This is a genomic window from Paraplanobispora takensis, from assembly GCF_016863195.1.
In the GTDB taxonomy this organism is placed as follows: domain Bacteria; phylum Actinomycetota; class Actinomycetes; order Streptosporangiales; family Streptosporangiaceae; genus Planobispora; species Planobispora takensis.
Genome location: NZ_BOOK01000036.1, coordinates 56,210 through 73,772, shown reverse-complemented (window position 1 = coordinate 73,772; position 17,563 = coordinate 56,210). Strand labels below are relative to the sequence as shown.

Sequence of the window (17,563 nt, the reverse complement as noted above, 5' to 3'; positions counted from 1 at the left end):
GCCCTGTGACCTGACGGCCCTGTGACCTGACGGCTCGGTGATCTGACACTCGCGAAAGGACCGGCCCCTCCCGCTGGAGGGCGCCGGTCCTTTCGCGTTCACGCGTTCGGTCTTTTCACGGCCACGCGTTCGGTCCTTCGTGTCCGCGCGCTTTCGATGTCGCGGGAACCCGCCGTTGAGCTGTGACCGGGGAGGCGGGATCGCTACGATTCATCGGGTGTCCGGAACGTCTACTATGTCGCCCCCCTCGCCGCCTCCGCCGGCGTCGCCGCCCCTCACCCGGGCGTTCTCGGCGTACGGGCTCCCGGCGCACACGCTGAGGATCTTCGCCTCCTGCGGCCTGTCGCTGGTCCTGTGGTTCTCGGCGGGCCGGACGATCCGCTGGGCGCTGATGTGGGCGGCCACGGAGGTGGCCCACGGCGACTACCGGCAGGTGCGGCTCATCGTCGTGATGCTCCTGTACACGCTGATCGTGCTGAACGAGCTCGTGGTCATGGTCGGCATGCTGCACTCCGTACGCGGCGCGCTCCGGGAGATCCAGATGCGCAGGACCGGGGAGGAGACGGACGAGAGCCTGTTCGGCGCGCTCAACCGGGCCACGCTGATCTTCGCCACGATCTATCTCGCCTGGAGCTTCCACGCGGAGGACGCCAGGGAACTCGTCGCGCTCGACAACATCAAGCAGATCATCGAGCACGGGATTGTGGCCGGGGCCACCAGGGACGACTTCGGGACGCTGCTCACCGGGATGGAGGTGTGGATCTCGGCGGCGATCGCGGTGGCGGCCTACGCGCTCAAGACGCTGTTCGCCTGGTGGCACACCAACGGCAAAGGCAAGGCGAGCGGCATGCTCGCCGCCTTCTTCGAGCTGGCCTTCGCCTTCTACGGCCTCAATGCGATCTTCACCGTCACCTCGGCGCGCTCGGAGTGGCTGAAGGACCGGGCCGTCGTGGCCACGTTCGAGGGCTGGATCGAGTCGGCCGAGAAGACGATCCCGGTCTGGAAGCCGTTCTGGGAGGGTGTCTCGACGGTCTGGCCCCTCCTCGTGGACGCGCTGATCGAGCCGCTGACCTGGCTGACGGTCGCCGCGCTCGTCTACGGCGCCTTCGCCGAGGACACGCGGGCGGTCGTGCGGGGAACCCGCCTGGAGGGCGTGGCCGATCGCATGGACACCCGCACGCACTCCCTGACCCGCTCGACCATGACCAGGACGACGACCGGCTTCCAGGAGCGCTGGGTGCCGCCCGCCAACGCCTTCAGGCTCGTCACCCGGGGAGGCTGGGCGCTGTTCGGGATGTTCTGCCTGTGCTACGTCGCGCTCCACGTGGGGATGGAGTACGCCGACCGCGCGTTCCGGACGTCGGTCGGCACCGACTTCCCGCACTTCTGGCTCCTGTTCGGCCACCCCGTGGACTTCGTGCGGAACCTGATCGTGGGGGTGCTGACGGTCTGCCTGCTGGCGGCCACGTTCGACATCGCGTCCGCCCACAGCCGCGAGGCGGGCGAGACGGACGAGGAGGGCGAGGCGTCCACCGCCTGAACGGCGGCACCCGCGAGGCGGGCCGGGGGCTCACCGCCTGAACAGCAGCACATGCCTTTCGGGTTCCCGCTCCTTCTGCTGCGGGTCCGGCTTGAACAGGTCGGCGGGCGCAACCTCCTCGAGCGGCAGCTCGGCCGGGGAGGGGATGACGCGGATCTCGACCTCGCCGACGACGTCCTCGGGCACTACGGCGATCATGTTGTACTGGTAGGGGGTACCGATCTTATGCTCCTTGACCTCCAGAGGGAGGGTCTTATCCACAAGCACGACCTGCCAGCTTCGGCCGTCGGGATGCACGAGCTCGATTTTAGGGTCTCCCCTGCGGATCACCCCCTCCTGATCCAGAGAGGTCCTGACCACGATGACCTGTAGCCACTTGCGGCCCGGCTTGGCGGGGTCCCCGCCGAATTCGTCCTTCGGCTCGAGCTTGACCTGCCAGGCCACGTGCTCGTGCTTCACCGTGGCGTTCACGGCCACGACGTGGACCTGTTCGACGAGATCGAAGACCCGGTAGAAGCGGTAGTTGTCCAGGGTGGGGACCCCGACGGCCAGCGCCACGGCGACGACCGCCCCGGCGACCCGCAGTGCCGTACGGCGGCGTGGTGCGGGGGCGGCGGCCCGGGAAGCCTCCTCGGGTTCCGCCGGAGTCCCGGCCTCGGTCCCGTTCTCCGACGGCGGCGTGGCCGTGCCGGCGGGCTGGAAGGCCGGGGCGGTGCCGGCGGCGAAGCCGGGCGGCAACGGCGAGGGGATCGAGGGGAAGGGCTGGGTCGAGGTGCCCGGCCCGTCGTCGACGGGCCGGGGCGGCGGCGGCCAGACCTGCTCGTCGGGGAACGACTGCCGCCGGCGGAGCCACGGCAGGCCCTCCGGCTGCACGGGAGCCGTCGGCCGCGGCGGCGGCGGAGCGGCCGGGTGAGGAGCGTGCGGGGGTGTGAACACCCCCGTCTGGGCCGCCTGCGCGGGCACGGGAGGCGTGGCCGGGTGAGGAGCCCGGGGAGGTGCGAAGGTCCCGGTCTGGGATGTCTGCGGAGGCACCGGGACGGCGGGGGGCGCGGTCCGGTGGGGTGCCTGCGCAGGGGCGGGGGCGGCGGCCCGGTGGGGGGCTTCGGGCTCGGGAGCCCCGGGCGGCAGCGGCCAGGTGCCGGTCGCGGGCCAGGGAGCGCCCTGGTAGGGCTCCTCCCGGGGAGCCGCCTTCCGGAGTTCCCGGGGAACGGCGTGCCGTACGTCCTGCTCCTGAGGGGCCGCGTGCCGAGGCTCTTGGGGAACGGCGTGCCGGGGATCCTGCGGGGCGGCGTACCGGAAATCCCGCTCGTGGGGGGCCGCGTGCTGAGGGGCCGCGTGCTGAGGGGGCGCGTGCTGAGAAGCGACGTGCTGAGAAGCGACGTGCTGGGGGGCCGCCGGTTGGGGGGCGGCGTGCTGGGGGGCGGCGTGCCGCCGTGGCGGGCGGGCGCCGTGATGCGCGGGCGGCTGCTCCTGGGCCGGCGGCGTGTCCCACAGGCCGGGCGCCGGAGGCTCGTGGGGCGTCGCCGGCCGGTCCTGGCGGGGGGCGAACCAGTCGCGGGGACCCTCCCCTTCAGGAGGCGGCGTCGCGGTCACTTCTTGCTCCCCATCTGGTAGACGTCCTTCGCACCGGAGACCAGACGCCGAGCGGCCGCCTCGTCCAGGCCCAGGTCGATCTCCACCTCCGGCGGGTACACCTCGCCGATGATCTCGACCGGCAGGCCCACCACGATCCGGGCGCCCTCCAGCGCCGAGGCCGGGACGTCGAAGACCGCCACGCCGTCGACCCACCAGCCCGGCTGGATGTAGGGCTCGGTGATGGTCAGCGAGGGCTTCACCTTCTCGGTGGCCGTGTAGCGCTTGTCGTCCCCGCTCAGGAGCACGGGAGGGCCGAACCTCTGCGGGTCGCGCGGCGAGGTCGCCGCCAGTTCGACGACCACGAAGATCCCCGAGGTGGTGGCCTTCTCCGGGTCGCCGGACAGCTGCGCGATCTCGATGCTCTTGGCGCCGTGCACCGCCTTCACCTTCACGGTGAACCGCGAGGAGGCGACCTCCTCGCCCACCCCGCCGGTCCAGGTCAGCGGGGCGCCGCGGTCCTCGCGCTTCTCGGCCGCCGCCTGCAGGGCCACCGCGGCGGCGGCCAGGGCGAGCCCGGCGACCGCGGCGCCCACGCGGCGCAGCCGGCTCGGGGAGGAACCGGGCGCGCGACGCCGGTCGGCCGTCCCGGGCCGGGCGGGGGGCAGGGTGCTCACCGGCGCGCTCCCTTCCGCCGGGCGGGGGGTCACGGTGCTCATCCGCCCGTGCCCCCGCGCTGGACCGGCAGGACGACCTGTGCCTCCACCTTCGGCGGCGCCTTCTCCGCGTTGCCGTCCGTTTCCAGGGTCAGGCCGAATTCGGCGCCGGTGAAACTCTCCCAGTCGGGGTCGAACCTGCCGACGTCGAGCTGGACGCTCGGCGGCGCCTCCTGGCCCTTGGCCAGCTCGTATCTGATCACGACGGTGGAGGTCATGCCCGGATGCAGCTGGCGGCTGACCACACCCTCGTCGGGGATTATCGCGATCGGCCCGAGCTCGCTCTTGATCTCCGGGGTCACCTTCAGGATGGACTTGGCGTACAGCAGGCCCGCCTGGCCGCCGTAGGCGGGAGAGCCGACGCCCTCGGTCTTCTCACCCTTGTTGGTGACCTCGAGCTCGATCTCCACGAAGTCCTTGCCGTCACCGCCGTACACGTCGGGCTGGAAAACGGTCCGCGCCGTCACGAACTTGGTGACGAACAGCTTCTGGTCGACGACGGCTCCCGGGCCCAGCCGCGGGGGAGGCTTCTCGGCCGCCTCGGCGAAGCCGCCGAAGGCGGCGGTGACTCCCAGGACGGTGGCGATCACCAGAGCGGTGAGGGGCACCGCGACCGCGCGCCGCCGTCTGGTACCGCCGCCGGGGGGAGACGTCATGAGAATGCATGTTAATGGCTGATCTCAATATCATCAGACCCATCCATCCCATAAGTCATGGTGAGCCCGCGGAAAATACAGTGGATTGCCGGGAACGCTGCCCTAATAGGTGGTACAGCTTTTACGCTGTCACGGAGGCGGACGAGAGCCCTATGGCGGAGGTTCCGTGACGGACGTGCATCCCGAGCATGCGCAGCTCCAGGCGGACCGGATCTACCTGGGCTGGCAATATGCCCTGCTGGACCCTGATCCGGGTCCCGCCCCCAGGCGTCCGTCCCCCGCCGAGGACCCGATCCCCGAGATCGACCCCGAGTGGATGCGCCGCGAGCGGCTCAACGAGGACCTGCTGAACCGCCCGGTCAAGGTCGTGCGCGGGTTCATGGTCGTGCTGGGCCTGATCATCCTCGGCATCGCCGTCACGGGGTGGATGAGCTGGGCGTTCGCCTCGGTCGGGCTGGTCGTCGCGCTCGGGATCGCCGGCTTCTGCACCTACGCGATCCTCCAGGGGGACCGGGCGGTCCGCCACCGGATCGAGGAGCGCAGGGCGGCCGGGGAACGGCTGCGCAGGGAACGTGACAGGGAGCACCACCGGGCGCAGGAGGAGCACGCCGCCCGCTATCGCGAGTGGGCCGAGCGCAAGGAGCGCTACGACCGCCAGATCACCTGGTACGCCGTGGCCGTGCCCGACGAGATCGACCGCATCGACGTGGCCGGCGGCACGCTGCCCGGGTGGTCGGCGCTCATCACCCTGCTCGGCGCGACCCGCCTCTACAGCGGCGGCCACCTGACCGTGCTCGACCTGTCCGAGGGCGCGATCGCCAAGGACCTGGTCGAGCTGGCCCGCCGGGGCGGCGACGAGCCGCTGGTCTGGGTGCTCCCGGTGGACCTGCCCAGGCTCGACCTCGGGGCGACCCTGGCTCCCGAGGCCTTCGCCGACGTGCTCGCCCACGTGGTGAGCGTCAGCGAGGAGCACCGCACGACCCGCGACCTGTCCTTCGACAACGCGATCCTGGAGCGGGTCCTGGAGGTCCTGGGCGAGAACGCCACGATCAACCAGGTGACCGCCGCGCTGCGGGCCCTGGCCCAGGTCGGCGACCCCCGCGACGACCTGCGCTACGGCCTGATCACCGCCACCCAGCTGGAGCGGATCGGCACGCTGTTCGGCCGCGGGGTCAGCGACCGGGTGGTGATCGAGCGCGCCTGGGCGCTGGAGTCGCAGCTGCGCAAGCTGGAGACGCTCGGCTCGGAGGCCGTGCGGCTCCCGCCCGCGCGCCTGCGGGTGGTCTCCATGGACCGCCAGGCGGGGGTCTTCGGCAACCGCGTCCTGGGCACCTACGTGGCCACCGCGCTCACCCACATCCTGCGCCAGTCGCCCACCTCGGAGCGGCCGTGGTACCACACGATCATCGTCGCGGGGGCGGACAAGCTCCGCGGCGACGTGCTCGACCGGCTGATGGACGCCTGCGAGACCTCCAGGACCGGGCTGGTGCTGACCTACCGCTCGCTCACCCCCACCGTGCGGGAGCGGCTGGGCCGGGGGCACGCGGCGGTGACGTTCATGCGGCTGGGCAACGCCGAGGACGCCCGGGTGGCCAGTGAGCACGTCGGCACCGAGCACCGGCTGGAGCTCGCCCAGCTGACCGAGACGGTCAGCGCCGCGGGAGCCGGCCTCGACGGCGGTTACACCTCCACCATCGGCCGGGCGGGCGAGGACGGGGAGCGCGACGTCGGCCACGCCGACCTGAGGGAGGACATCACCGAGTCCACCGAATGGGGCCGCCGGGCGAGCAAGGCCATGGGGGAGACCGAGCGGGTCCTGCACCGTTCCCGGGAGTTCCTCGTCGAGCCGCACCAGCTCCAGCAGCTCCCCACCACCTCGGTGATCGTCACCGACGCCACCTCCGACGGCCGCAGGGTACGGCTGGCCGACGCCAACCCGGCGATCCTGACCTTCCCCAGGACCACGCTGGGGGAGTTCGACGAGATCCGGGAGGCGACGCTGGAGATCACGCGGGAGCCGGAGGAGGAGCAGCCGCGCGAACCCACCCCTTTCGAGGCCGCCCCGCCCAACCTCGGCCCCCCGCCGCCACGGCTCGACTGGCGCAGGCGCCGGTGACCGGGCGTACGCGCCAACGAATCGTCCGGATGGGGTAATGGCATGGTCAATGCGGAGGTGCGGTCCATGCAAGAAGTTCGACGGTAGTCGTGTCACGAAGTCTCACCCGGTCCGGGTGGGCGGATCGGTGAAGCGTCAACCCTCCGGCCCGGAGCCGGTTCCCCAGGGTGGAGAACCCAATGCAGCAGATCGTGTCCCGTCTTCCGTACGGCCTGACCGGTCCCTGGTACCGGATTCAGGCGATCACGGCGCCGTCGCGCAGCTCGTCGGCCGAGTGGGACTTCGTCACCGTCCTGCCGGCCGCGCTCTCGGCGGCCCAGCGCAACCGTCCCTTCGTGATCGGATGGCTCTCCCGGGGGTCCGGCGCGCCGTTGGAGCTCATCACCAACGCCGGGCCGCTGACCCCGCCGCGCCCGCCGCGGCGGGCCGCCGACACCGAGTCCGAGCCGGTGCCGGGCGGCCCCGAGCCGCTGCTGTTCCCCGGCGGAGCCCGGGGCGCGGAGATCGGCGACGAGTGGCTGCGTGACCTCTCCGACCTGGTCTGGGCGAGCTGCCCGGGACGGCAGGCGCCGCCGCTGGGCGGCCGGCGCGAGCCGGATCCCGACGAGGTGCGGCGGCCGACCCTGTTCGAGTCCACCCTCGTCACCCTGATGTCCCGGCCGTTCGCCTGGCTGGTGGTGGCCGAGCCGACCGACCTGCTGGACGCCGAGGTCGCGCACCTGCGGACCCAGCTCAACGTGCTGCGGCAGTACGGCGACGCCTCCGAGCGGTCCCGCTACGACGTCGAGCGGGCCGAGCGGCGCATGCAGGAGCTCGACGCCTTCCGCGAGGCCGGGTTGTGGAACGTGCGGGTGCTGGCCGGGGCCGCCGGGCCCGAGGAGCTGCGGCAGATCGCCCCGGTGCTGGTCGGCTCGGTGGAGATGAGCCACCACCCCTACCGCCTGCGCAGCGCGCTGTCCGGCCCGATGCTCCCCTTCGGGGACGCGCTCTCGGCGACCCTGCAGGATCCGGCCGACGGCACCGCCACGCCCTTCGCGGCCACCGCCGGGACGCTCGCCGCCCTGGCCGGGCTGCCGCGCCGGGAGGTGCCCGGCGTGCGGGTGCTCGACGCCGGCTTCTTCGACGTGACCAGCGAGGCCGGCGGGACGCCCGGCGAGCCGGTGCTCGACCTCGGGGCGATCATGGACGGTCAGGACCGCGCGGTCGGGTCGTTCGAGGTCCCCCTGGCGACCCTGAACCGGCACGCGTTCGTCACCGGCTCGACCGGGTCGGGCAAGTCGCAGACGGTACGCCACCTGCTGGAACAGCTCACCGGCGCGGGCATCCCCTGGCTGGCCATCGAACCGGCCAAGTCCGAGTACGCCGCGATGGGCGGCCGCGTCGAGCACCTCGCCCCGGTGACCGTGATCAACCCCTCGGACCCCGACGACGTGCCCTTCAGCGTCAACCCGCTGGCCCCCGAGCCCGGCTATCCGGTCCAGGCCCACATCGACATGGTCCGGGCGCTGTTCATGGCGGCCTTCGACGCCGAGGAGCCGTTCCCGCAGATCATGTCGCTGGCCCTGCAGCGGGTGTACGAGGCCAACGGCTGGGACGTCGTCACCGGCGGCGCGGCCCCGGGTGCGGCGGTACGGCCCGCCGTACCGACCCTGGAGCAGCTCCAGCGGCACGCCATGGACGTGATCAAGGAGATCGGCTACGGCCGGGAGGTCCAGGCGGACGTCGAGGGCTTCATCTCGCTGCGGCTGCGCTCGCTCCGGATCGGCTCGGCCGGACGGTTCTTCGAGGGCGGCCACCCCGCCGACATCGGCGACCTGCTCCAGCGCAACGTGGTCCTGGCCATCGAGGACGTGGCCAACGACGAGGACAAGGCGTTCCTGATGGGCACGCTGATCATCCGGATCGTGGAGCACCTGCGGATGCGGGCCAGGACCGCCAAGACGTCCGGGCTCCGGCACGTGATCGTGATCGAGGAGGCGCACCGGCTGCTGCGCGACCGGGGCGCGGGCCGGGCCAGCACGCACGCCGTCGAACTGCTGGCCGGGATGCTGGCCGAGATCCGCGCGTACGGCGAGGGCATCGTGGTGGCCGAGCAGATCCCCACCAAACTGGTCTCCGACGTGGTGAAGAACACCGCGCTGAAGGTCGTGCACCGGCTGCCCGCCGAGGACGACCGCCGGCTGGTCGGCGCCGCGATGAACCTCAGCGAGGAGCAGTCCCGGCAGGTCGTCTCGTTGCGGCCGGGGACGGCGGCGGTCTTCGCCGACGGGATGGACCGGCCGGTCCGCGTCCAGGTGCCGCTGGGGGAGGACCGCGAGCACACGGTCCCCGGGCGGACCCCGCCGATCTGCGGGCGCCGCTCGACGGCGTGCGGCCAGGAGTGCCGGACCGGGCGGGCGTGCACGCTGGTCGAGCTGCGCGAGGCCGATCTGCTGGCCGAGGCCCCCGAGTGGGCGTGGCTGCGCATCTGGACCGACGCGCTGGTGCTGGCCTTCTGCGTCGACCGGCCGCTGCCGGGCGCCCCCCGGGTGGTGTCGGAGCTGTGGGCGGAGCTTCCCGCGCGGCGGCGCGAGTGCCTGCTGGCCACGGCCGTGGAGCGCGCCGTCGCCCGGCGGGCCTGGTCGCTGCGGACCGTCGCCGATCCCGCCGGGCTCACCGAGCAGGTCGCCGCGGCCGCCACCCGGCTGCTGGGGCCCGAGCGCACGCCCGGCGAGCGGCCGGGGACCGCGTGGGTGATCCCGCAGGTGCAGTGGCTGCACGAGGTGGAGCGGCTGTTCCCCTACGGGCACCCGGCGCCCGACCCGCACTCTCCCGCGCCGGTCATGGAGTACGAGCTGTTCAGCCGTCCGGCGAGCGGCGCCGAGCTGCTCGGCCACCGCGCCAGGGCGCTGCGGCACCACCCCCTGTCCATGGAGGTGGACCGCAACCGGGCCCTGGCCTGGCGGGTCCTGCTGGGCGACGACGATCATTCGGAAGTGGAAAGGGACATCCTCATGGTCACGATCGGGGTCGACCCGTCCGAGAGGCTGCGGCACGTGGCGCAGACGATGGGAGCGGGGTGGCTGGAGGGCGTGCTGTCCTGGCCGAACCGGTTCGTCCTGCCGTTCGACACCGAGACGCCGGAGAACGCGGAGCTGGCCTTCACCGAGTGAGGGATCCCGGACTCCGCTGAGGGATCCCGGACTCCGCTGAGGGATCCCGGACTCCGCTCCGCAGGGTGACGAGCGCAACCTGTTATGTCACGAATGCGTGGGTGTAGGCGGTCGCCGTACCGGCCCGGCTAGGATCGGCGCATGAGTCAGCTACCGCTGCGGGCGCAGCTCGCCAGTGCGCTCGGCCGGACGGCCGCGACGCTCTCCCGGGCCACCGGACGCGGTGACGGGTCGGTGATCGGCGGCCGGGTCGGCCTGGCCCTGGAGCCCGACCTGCTCCGCCAGCTCGCGCGCGATCGCAAGCTCGCGCTGGTGAGCGCGACCAACGGCAAGACCACCACGACCCGGCTGATCACCTCCGCGCTGCAGGAGCTCGGCGACGTCGCCACCAACGCCTTCGGCGCCAACATGCCGGCCGGTCACGTGTCCGCGCTCTCCTCGGCCAAGGACGCGCCGTACGGCGTGCTGGAGGTCGACGAGAAGTACCTCCCCGAGGTCATCGAGACCACCGGCGCGGGGGTGGTCGTCCTGATGAACCTCAGCCGCGACCAGATGGACCGTGCCGCCGAGATCTGGCTGCTGGCCCAGAAGTGGCGGCGCGCGCTCGCGGGCCGCAACCTCCACGTGATCGCCAACGCGGACGACCCGCTGGTGACCTGGGGCGCCTCGACGGCCGCCCGGGTGACCTGGGTCTCCGCCGGGCAGCCGTGGAAGGAGGACTCCTGGTGCTGCCCCGAGTGCGGCGGCCCGCTCGACCGCAAGGGGCTGGACTACGTCCCGCCCGGCGGGCACGTCTCCGGAGTCGTCGGCCAGAGCACCCAGGACGAGAACGAGTGGGCCTGCCGCGAGTGCTCCTTCCGGCGGCCCCAGCCGTCCTGGATCCTCGACGGCGAGGCCGCGATCGACCCGCAGGGACGGCGCTGGACGCTCGACATCCAGCTGCCGGGGCGGGCCAACCGGGCCAACGCCGTGATCGCCCTGGCCACCGCCGAGGTGTTCGGCCTGCCGGTCGAGCGGGCGCTGCCCCGGCTGCGCGAGGTCAGGTCGGTCGCCGGGCGCTACACCACCGTGGAGCGCGAGGGCCGGTACGCCCGCCTGCTGCTGGCCAAGAACCCGGCCGGCTGGCTGGAGGCCTTCGACGTGCTCGACCCCTCCCTGCCGGTGATCCTCTCGGTGAACGCCCAGGGCCCCGACGGGCGCGACACCTCCTGGCTGTGGGACGTCGACTACCGGGTGCTGCGCGGCCGGCCGGTCTACGTGACCGGTGAGCGCCGGCTGGACCTCGCGCTCCGGCTGGAGGTGGCCTCCGTGCCGTTCCAGCTGGCCGACTCCTTCGCCCAGGCGTTCGCGATCCAGCCGCCCGGCAAGATCGACGTGATCGCCAACTACACCGCCTTCCAGCAGATCCGATCGGAGTTCGGTCGTGCCGTCTGACAGCGTCCTGCGCCTCGTCTGGATCTATCCCGACCTGCTGAGCACCTACGGCGACCAGGGCAACGTCCTGGTGCTGGAGCAGCGCGCCGAGCGCAGGGGCATCCCGGTGGAGACCGTGCACGTCCGCTCGGCCGACCCGGTGCCCGAGAACGGCGACATCTACCTGATCGGCGGCGGCGAGGACCGGCCGCAGATCCTGGCCTCCGAACGGCTGCGCCGCGACGGCGGCCTGCACCGGGCCGTCGCCCGGGGCGCCGCGGTGCTGGCGGTCTGCGCGGGCTACCAGATCATGGGCAGCACCTTCGGCGGCGAGGAGGGGCAGCCGGTGGACGGCATCGGGCTGCTCGACATCGCCAGCGGCCGCGGCACCGGCCGCGCCGTCGGCGAGCTGGTCGCCGAGACCGACCCGGCGCTGGGCGTGCCGACCCTGACCGGCTTCGAGAACCACATGGGCGTCACCCGGCTGGGCCCCGGCGTGCGCCCGCTCTCGCGCACGGTCGTGGGCACCGGCAACGGCGACGGCACGGAGGGGTGCTACGCCGGCAAGGTCGTCGGGACCTATCTGCACGGCCCGGCCCTGGCCCGCAACCCCGGCCTGGCCGACCTGCTGCTGACGTGGGCGACGGGCACGCAGCTCCCGCCGATCGACGACACCTGGTTCACCCGGCTGCGCGAGGAGCGGCTGGCCGCGGTCACGCCCCGCCAGTAACCCGCCGCCCGCCGGGCGTCACCCGGCGGGCGGACCCGTTCCCGGGCGGGGGACGTCAGTAGACGAGCGCCTGGACGCCCTCGCCGAGGACCTCCTCGACGAACGTGGGGGCTCCGGCGATGCGGACGCCCTCGATCACGTCGTCCACCGTGATCTCCCGGCGGGCCGCGCACTGCGTGCACAGGGTCACCCGCCCGCCGGCCAGCACCGCGTCGAGCAGTTCGCCCAGCTGGGCGGCGTGCGGCAGGCTGAACTCCTTGGCCCGGCCGGGCAGGGCGAACCACGACGACTCACCGGTCAGCCAGAGGGAGACGGGAACCCCGCTCGCCAGCGCCGCCACCGCGACCGTGAACGCCTGGTTGCAGCGCTCCGGAGCGTCCGCCCCGGCGGTCACCTTGATCACCAATGATCGTGCCATGACTGAAGACTATTCGGGTCCGCGTCACCGGCGCGAGCCGGACGGCGGGGCCCGGCGCCTTGGATACCCTTTGGGTTCATGGACGTTCCTGAGCTGCATCCCGACCTTGAGCCGATCGCCTTCCTCGTGGGCCGGTGGGAGGGCGCCGGGGTGGGCGGATACCCGACGATCGAGAGCTTCAACTTCGGTCAGGAGATCGTCTTCGGACACAACGGCAAGCCGTTCCTGACCTACACCAGCCGCACCTGGCTGCTGGACGAGGCGGGCAACCGGGTCCGCCCGCTGGGCACCGAGACCGGCTTCTGGCGCCAGCTGCCCGATCGCCAGCTGGAGGTGTGCCTGTCCCACCCGACGGGCATCGTGGAGATCTACGTCGGCGAGGTGGTCTTCCACAAGATCGAGCTGCACACGGACGTGGTCGCCCGCACCGCCACCGCCAAGGAGTACACCGGCGGGCACCGCCTGTACGGCCTGGTCAACGGCAACCTGATGTGGGCCTACGACATGGCCGCGATGGGACAGCCCCTCCAGTCCCACATCTCGGCCGAGCTCAAGCGGGTGGGCGACTTCGTCCCCGGCATCGCCTGAGCGCCCCGGCATCGCCTGAGCGCCCCGGCATCACCCGGGCCGCGCGTCGTACGGCGGGCGTGCCCGGCGGCCGTTCGCGGCTACGATGCCGGGCATGGGCACCCCTTTCACCCCTGACGTCGTCGAGGCGATCAAGCGGCACATGAACGACGACCACGCCGACGACGCACTGCTGATCGTCAAGGCGCTCGGCGGGCAGCCGGAGGCCACCGCGGCGAGGACGTCGGGGGTGGACGCCGAGGCGATCGAGTTCGACGCGACGGTGGAGGGGCGGGAGGTCGCGGTCCGCGTGCCGTGGGGCGCCACCCTGACCGAGCGCGCCCAGGTCCGAAGGGAAGTGGTGCGTCTCTATCAGGAGGCCTGCGCCGCGCTCGGCGTCCCGGCCCGCGGCGAGCACTGAGGCCGGGGCCCGCAGGGGCCGAGGGGCTCGGTGGATGTCCGGGGAGAACCGTGGAGATCCGAGGGCTCACAGAGGTTCGAGGGAGAAGAAGAACCCCGGGCTGTCTCCTCCCGCTCGGGGCGGAAGGGCCGGATGGACCAAAGGCGGGGGATTCCCGCCCTCCGGCAGCCCGGGGTTCCGGTGATTGTCGTGGATTCGCCGAACGCCACCAGACGTCCGAACCGAGTCCGGAGCCGGGGCGTCCTAGCGGACAGCCACCTCGCTAGTCCGATAATGATCAACCATTGTCTGGACCACCTCCTTTCTGCGTGATCCGTACGTTATGCGACCGTTTCCGGCGGGGCAAGTAAATATTCTCCAAGCGGATCCGCGCAGGTGAGGAGGACTTCCCGGGCCGGAGGGCGGGACCGTACGGCGCGCGCGAGGGACGAAGGCGCCCGCCGGGGCGGACGCCCCGCACCGTGGCCGGACGGGTCCCGCACCGTGGCCGGACGGGTCCGGGAGAAGATCGACGGTCCGGCCCGCGGCAGCACTTAGACTCTGCACATGACCGAGACGTCGTGGCATGAGGAGCTGCGGGCGCGCGGCTATCGGGTCACTCCGCAGCGGCAGCTGGTGCTGGAGGCGGTCAAGGCGCTGGAGCACGCCACCCCCGAGGAGATCTGCACCCGGGTGCGGGAGACCGCCCGCGGGGTGAACATCTCGACCGTCTACCGGACCCTGGAGCTCCTGGAAGAGCTCGGCATGGTCGCCCACAACCACCTCGGTCACGGCGCCCCCACCTACCACCTGGCCGCCGACGCCGACCACGTGCACCTGGTCTGCCGCGGCTGCGGGGAGATCAGCGAGGTCCGGCCGGAGCTGGTGCAGGCCCTGGTGGACGGCCTCGACCAGGAACTGGGCTTCGCCACCGACGTGCACCACCTGACGGTCTTCGGCCGCTGCCGCAACTGCCGCTGAGCCGCCCCGGCCGTGACCGCGACCGCATCGCCCCGGCCGTGACCGTGACTGAGCCGCGTCCGTCGTGACCGCCGCCGGTCCCGCACCCGGGTGTGCTTCCGGGACGGCATAGGCTTGGAATCATGCGAAGCCCTCTGCTGGACACCCCCGGTGCGGTCGCCGCCGACGCTCCCGACTCCGACGTCGCCGGACACTACGGCGACCCGTTCGCCGAGCAGCGCGCGCTGCTGGCCGGTGAGGCGATGGTCGACCGGAGCAACCGCGAGGTCGTGAGGATCTCCGGGCCGGACCGGCTGAGCTGGCTCAACGACCTGAGCTCGCAGAAGCTCAAGGACCTGCCGCCCGGGCAGGCCACCCAGACCCTGCTGCTGGACGCCCAGGGCAGGGTCGAGCACCACCTGACGCTCGTCGACGACGGCGAGGCCGTCTGGGCGCACGTCGAGCCGGGCACCGGGGGCGAGCTGGTGACGTTCCTGGACAAGATGCGCTTCATGCTCCGGGTCGAGGTCGCCGACGTGACGGACTCCTACGCGGTGGTCAGCGTGGTCGACGGCACCCGGATCACCCCGCCGGCCGGAGCGGTCCTCGTCGGGGACGACGTCCTGCTCCCCCGTGACCTGCTCCCCGGGCACCTGGGCCTGCGGCCGGCCGGGCTGTGGGCGTACGAGGCGCTGCGGATCGAGGACCACGCCCCCCGGCTGGGCTTCGAGACCGACCACAAGACCATCCCGCACGAGGTCGGCTGGATCGGCAGCGCCGTCCACCTGGGCAAGGGGTGCTACAAGGGCCAGGAGACGGTGGCCCGGGTGCACAACCTCGGCCACCCGCCGCGCCGCCTGGTCTTCCTGCACCTGGACGGCAGCGCCGACCGGCTGCCCCGGCGCGGCGCCCCGGTGACCGACGGCGGGGACGAGATCGGCTTCGTCGGCAGCGCCGCCCGCCACCACGAGCTCGGCCCGATCGCCCTGGCCGTGGTCAAGCGGACCGTGCCGGTGGACGCCCCGCTCCAGGCCGACGGGGTGGCGGCGGCCCAGGAGGTCATCGTGCCCCCGGACGCCGGCCGCAACGTCCAGATCGACCCCGCCCTGCGCCGCCGCATCCGCTGAGGCCCGCCCCGGGTCCGGTCCTCAGGTCTCCAGGATCAGCGTGATGGGGCCGTCGTTGGTCAGGGAGACCTTCATGTCGGCGCCGAAGACGCCGGTCTCCACGTGCGCGCCGAGCGCGCGCAGCTCCGCGCAGACCGCCTCGACCAGCGGTTCGGCGACCGGGCCCGGGGCCGCCGCCTGCCAGGTGGGACGCCGGCCCTTGCGGGCGTCGCCGTACAGGGTGAACTGGCTGATCACCAGGAGCGGGGCGCCGACGTCGGAGCACGACTTCTCGCCGTGCAGGATCCGCAGGCCCCAGAGCTTGGCGGCCAGCTTCGCCGCCTCGGCGCGGGTGTCGGTGTGCGTCACGCCGACGAGCACGAGCAACCCCGGCTCGTCGATCGCCCCGACCGTCGCACCGTCCACCACCACCGACGCGGAACTCACCCGCTGAACGACCGCACGCATCCCACCATCATCCCGTGTTCCCGGGGCTCCGTAGACTCTGCGCGAAAGGAGACAAAGGTGTCTACTGGGTCGTTGGTTGTCGAAGTAGTCCGTTCCGGATTCGTGGAGTCCACGCACCGGGCACGCATGCTGGCGGTGAACGCGGACGGTTCCCTCGCCCGGGCGCACGGCGCGGTGGACGCGCTGGTCTCGCCCCGGTCGTCGATGAAGCCCCTGCAGGCGCTCGGCATGGTGCGCGCGGGACTCGCCCTCGAAGGGGAGCTGCTCGCGCTGGCGTGCGCGAGCCACGCCGGGGAGTCCTTCCACGTGGACGGCGCCCGCACGATCCTCAAGGAGGCCGGGCTGGACGAGGGCGCGCTGCGCTGCCCGGAGGACCTGCCCGAGAACGCCGAGGCGCGTGAGGAGATCCTGCGCTCGGGCGGCGGCAAGGCCCGGATCTACATGAACTGCTCGGGCAAGCACGCGGCGATGCTCGCCACCTGCGCGGCCAACGACTGGCCGCCGGAGACCTATCTCGACCCGGCGCACCCGCTGCAGCGGGTGATCCGTGCCACGGTCGAGGAGCTGACCGGCGAGCGGGTCGCCGCCACCGGCGTGGACGGCTGCGGCGCACCGCTGTTCTTCGTCTCCATGCTGGGCGTGGCCCGCGCCTTCCGCGCGCTCGTCCTGGCCGAGCCCGGCACCCCCGAGCGCCGCGTCGCCGACGCCTTCCGCGCCCACCCCGAGTGGACCTCCGGCACCACCCGCCCCGAGGCCCGGCTGATGCGCGCGATCCCCGGCCTGATGCTCAAGGCCGGAGCCGAGGCGTTCGACGCCTTCGCCTTCGAGGACGGCCGCGCGGGCACGGTCAAAATCGAGGACGGCGGCCAGCGCGCCCGCGTCCCCGTCACCGTCGCCGCCCTGCGCGCCCTGGACCTCGACGCCCCCGAACTCGGCGCCCTGGCCACCGGCACCCTGTACGGCGGAGGCCACCCCGTAGGCGAGATCCGCCTGCGCGGAGAGTCCGCATAGGCGGCCTCGAGTCTGAAGGCGCCACTTCCTTGCTACGAACGTAGCAAAGGTTCTACGATCGGCTTATGGCTGCTATTCCCGCGCGTGAACTGCGGAACAACACGGCAGAGGTGCTCCGGCGTGTCGAGGCGGGGGAAGAGATCGAAGTCCTGCGCGACAACCGCCCGGTGGCGAAGATCATCCCCTTCCCGCGCCGGAGCCGCTGGCTCTCCGCCACCGAGATCGGCGGAGAGCTCGCCCGTCTGGAGCCGGACACCACCGGGTGGGCCGCAGAGCTGCGGGAAACTCTCTCCGAGACGACTGACGACCTGCCGTGGTGAACCCCCAGCGAGCGCTGGCGGACACCTCGGTCTTCATCGGCCTGGAAGCCGTCCGGTTCGACAGCGCCAGGTTCGCCGACTACGAGTGGGGCGTGTCGGCGATCACACTCGGTGAGTTGCGCCTCGGTGTTCTGCAGGCCAGGGATCCCGAAGCGGCTGCACGGCGACTGTCGACCTATCAGCTGGCTCAGCGGTTCGAGCCGTTGCCGGTGGACGAGGCCGTTTCGGAAGCATGGGCTCTCCTGGTCTCGCGGTTGCGGGCGGCAGGTCGCAAGGCGCCGATCAACGACAGTTGGATAGCGGCGACGGCTCTCGCCTACGACATCCCCGTGGTGACCCAGGACGCCGACTACGACGAGATGCCGGGCATCAAGGTCGTCAAGCTGTGACGCGCGGCCCCCGGGCACGAGGACGACGC

General features: G+C 72.4%; 17 protein-coding genes. 12 read left to right on the top strand and 5 right to left on the bottom strand.

What is annotated here, in order from left to right:
* Positions 1-235: 235 nt before the first annotated feature.
* Positions 236-1,540: a hypothetical protein gene (locus Pta02_RS24635; protein WP_203877296.1), complete on the top strand. Its 1,305-nt coding sequence runs from the start codon at positions 236-238 to the stop codon at positions 1,538-1,540.
* Between the two features lie 30 nt (positions 1,541-1,570).
* Here the strand turns inward: Pta02_RS24635 and Pta02_RS24630 are convergent, their stop codons facing one another.
* The 3 genes from Pta02_RS24630 to Pta02_RS24620 all read right to left on the bottom strand — a co-directional run bounded on the left by Pta02_RS24630 (position 1,571) and on the right by Pta02_RS24620 (position 4,484).
* Complete coding sequence (locus tag Pta02_RS24630) at positions 1,571-2,413, bottom strand: hypothetical protein (RefSeq protein ID WP_203877295.1); 843 nt, start codon at positions 2,411-2,413, stop codon at positions 1,571-1,573.
* 716 nt (positions 2,414-3,129) lie between these two features.
* The gene (locus tag Pta02_RS24625) at positions 3,130-3,789 is read right to left on the bottom strand and encodes a hypothetical protein (protein WP_203877294.1); all 660 of its coding nucleotides are present in this window, start codon (positions 3,787-3,789) and stop codon (positions 3,130-3,132) included.
* A gap of 38 nt (positions 3,790-3,827) precedes the next feature.
* The gene (locus Pta02_RS24620; RefSeq protein ID WP_203877293.1) at positions 3,828-4,484 is read right to left on the bottom strand and encodes a hypothetical protein; all 657 of its coding nucleotides are present in this window, start codon (positions 4,482-4,484) and stop codon (positions 3,828-3,830) included.
* Positions 4,485-4,650: 166 nt separating this feature from the next.
* On the opposite strand from Pta02_RS24620, the gene Pta02_RS24615 reads away from it, so the two are divergent.
* From Pta02_RS24615 to Pta02_RS24600, 4 genes are all read left to right on the top strand, one after another.
* Positions 4,651-6,600 (top strand): hypothetical protein, encoded by a 1,950-nt coding sequence (locus tag Pta02_RS24615; protein WP_203877292.1) that lies wholly within the window; start codon positions 4,651-4,653, stop codon positions 6,598-6,600.
* 179 nt (positions 6,601-6,779) lie between these two features.
* Positions 6,780-9,752, top strand: a complete 2,973-nt coding sequence (locus Pta02_RS24610) for an ATP-binding protein (RefSeq protein WP_203877291.1) — start codon at positions 6,780-6,782, stop codon at positions 9,750-9,752.
* A 141-nt stretch (positions 9,753-9,893) separates the two neighbouring features.
* Positions 9,894-11,186 carry a MurT ligase domain-containing protein gene (locus Pta02_RS24605; RefSeq protein ID WP_203877290.1) on the top strand — a complete coding sequence of 431 codons (1,293 nt, stop codon included), beginning with the start codon at positions 9,894-9,896 and terminating at the stop codon, positions 11,184-11,186.
* A complete protein-coding gene (locus Pta02_RS24600) occupies positions 11,176-11,895 on the top strand; it encodes a type 1 glutamine amidotransferase (protein ID WP_203877289.1) in 720 nt (239 codons plus the stop codon). Before Pta02_RS24605 ends, Pta02_RS24600 begins: the two co-directional genes overlap by 11 nt.
* A 55-nt stretch (positions 11,896-11,950) precedes the next feature.
* Here the strand turns inward: Pta02_RS24600 and Pta02_RS24595 are convergent, their stop codons facing one another.
* Positions 11,951-12,313 carry a DsrE family protein gene (locus Pta02_RS24595; protein WP_203877288.1) on the bottom strand — a complete coding sequence of 121 codons (363 nt, stop codon included), beginning with the start codon at positions 12,311-12,313 and terminating at the stop codon, positions 11,951-11,953.
* A 78-nt stretch (positions 12,314-12,391) separates the two neighbouring features.
* Here Pta02_RS24595 and Pta02_RS24590 point away from each other — a divergent pair, with 78 nt between their 5' ends.
* From Pta02_RS24590 to ygfZ, 4 genes are all read left to right on the top strand, one after another.
* The gene (locus tag Pta02_RS24590) at positions 12,392-12,901 is read left to right on the top strand and encodes a heme-binding beta-barrel domain-containing protein (protein WP_203877287.1); all 510 of its coding nucleotides are present in this window, start codon (positions 12,392-12,394) and stop codon (positions 12,899-12,901) included.
* Between the two features lie 94 nt (positions 12,902-12,995).
* Positions 12,996-13,301, top strand: a complete 306-nt coding sequence (locus Pta02_RS24585; RefSeq protein WP_203877286.1) for a DUF2470 domain-containing protein — start codon at positions 12,996-12,998, stop codon at positions 13,299-13,301.
* A 546-nt stretch (positions 13,302-13,847) separates the two neighbouring features.
* Positions 13,848-14,261: a Fur family transcriptional regulator gene (locus Pta02_RS24580; protein WP_203877285.1), complete on the top strand. Its 414-nt coding sequence runs from the start codon at positions 13,848-13,850 to the stop codon at positions 14,259-14,261.
* A gap of 122 nt (positions 14,262-14,383) precedes the next feature.
* Entirely contained in the window at positions 14,384-15,367 is a 984-nt protein-coding gene (gene ygfZ / locus Pta02_RS24575; RefSeq protein ID WP_203877284.1) for a CAF17-like 4Fe-4S cluster assembly/insertion protein YgfZ, read from the top strand.
* Positions 15,368-15,388: 21 nt separating this feature from the next.
* On the opposite strand, the gene dtd is transcribed toward ygfZ, so the two are convergent.
* Positions 15,389-15,814 (bottom strand): D-aminoacyl-tRNA deacylase, encoded by a 426-nt coding sequence (dtd, locus tag Pta02_RS24570; RefSeq protein WP_203877283.1) that lies wholly within the window; start codon positions 15,812-15,814, stop codon positions 15,389-15,391.
* A gap of 72 nt (positions 15,815-15,886) precedes the next feature.
* Here dtd and Pta02_RS24565 point away from each other — a divergent pair, with 72 nt between their 5' ends.
* The 3 genes from Pta02_RS24565 to Pta02_RS24555 all read left to right on the top strand — a co-directional run bounded on the left by Pta02_RS24565 (position 15,887) and on the right by Pta02_RS24555 (position 17,534).
* On the top strand, positions 15,887-16,825 hold the full coding sequence (locus Pta02_RS24565) for an asparaginase (RefSeq protein WP_275423607.1): 939 nt from the start codon (positions 15,887-15,889) through the stop codon (positions 16,823-16,825).
* A 65-nt stretch (positions 16,826-16,890) separates the two neighbouring features.
* Positions 16,891-17,145 (top strand): type II toxin-antitoxin system Phd/YefM family antitoxin, encoded by a 255-nt coding sequence (locus tag Pta02_RS24560; RefSeq protein WP_203877281.1) that lies wholly within the window; start codon positions 16,891-16,893, stop codon positions 17,143-17,145.
* Positions 17,139-17,534 carry a type II toxin-antitoxin system VapC family toxin gene (locus tag Pta02_RS24555; RefSeq protein ID WP_275423606.1) on the top strand — a complete coding sequence of 132 codons (396 nt, stop codon included), beginning with the start codon at positions 17,139-17,141 and terminating at the stop codon, positions 17,532-17,534. The genes Pta02_RS24560 and Pta02_RS24555 overlap by 7 nt, the downstream gene beginning before the upstream one ends.
* Positions 17,535-17,563: the final 29 nt, after the last annotated feature.

What these genes read in the sequence shown, in the direction of transcription:
- Pta02_RS24635 (WP_203877296.1), top strand. Translation starts at nt 236, where the DNA reads ATGTCGCCCCCCTCGCCGCCTCCGCCGGCGTCGCCGCCCCTCACCCGG.
- Pta02_RS24590 (WP_203877287.1), top strand. Translation starts at nt 12,392, where the DNA reads ATGGACGTTCCTGAGCTGCATCCCGACCTTGAGCCGATCGCCTTCCTC.
- dtd (WP_203877283.1), bottom strand. Translation starts at nt 15,814, where the DNA reads ATGCGTGCGGTCGTTCAGCGGGTGAGTTCCGCGTCGGTGGTGGTGGAC.
- Pta02_RS24605 (WP_203877290.1), top strand. Translation starts at nt 9,894, where the DNA reads ATGAGTCAGCTACCGCTGCGGGCGCAGCTCGCCAGTGCGCTCGGCCGG.
- Pta02_RS24580 (WP_203877285.1), top strand. Translation starts at nt 13,848, where the DNA reads ATGACCGAGACGTCGTGGCATGAGGAGCTGCGGGCGCGCGGCTATCGG.
- Pta02_RS24595 (WP_203877288.1), bottom strand. Translation starts at nt 12,313, where the DNA reads ATGGCACGATCATTGGTGATCAAGGTGACCGCCGGGGCGGACGCTCCG.
- Pta02_RS24620 (WP_203877293.1), bottom strand. Translation starts at nt 4,484, where the DNA reads ATGACGTCTCCCCCCGGCGGCGGTACCAGACGGCGGCGCGCGGTCGCG.
- ygfZ (WP_203877284.1), top strand. Translation starts at nt 14,384, where the DNA reads ATGCGAAGCCCTCTGCTGGACACCCCCGGTGCGGTCGCCGCCGACGCT.
- Pta02_RS24560 (WP_203877281.1), top strand. Translation starts at nt 16,891, where the DNA reads ATGGCTGCTATTCCCGCGCGTGAACTGCGGAACAACACGGCAGAGGTG.
- Pta02_RS24610 (WP_203877291.1), top strand. Translation starts at nt 6,780, where the DNA reads ATGCAGCAGATCGTGTCCCGTCTTCCGTACGGCCTGACCGGTCCCTGG.
- Pta02_RS24585 (WP_203877286.1), top strand. Translation starts at nt 12,996, where the DNA reads ATGGGCACCCCTTTCACCCCTGACGTCGTCGAGGCGATCAAGCGGCAC.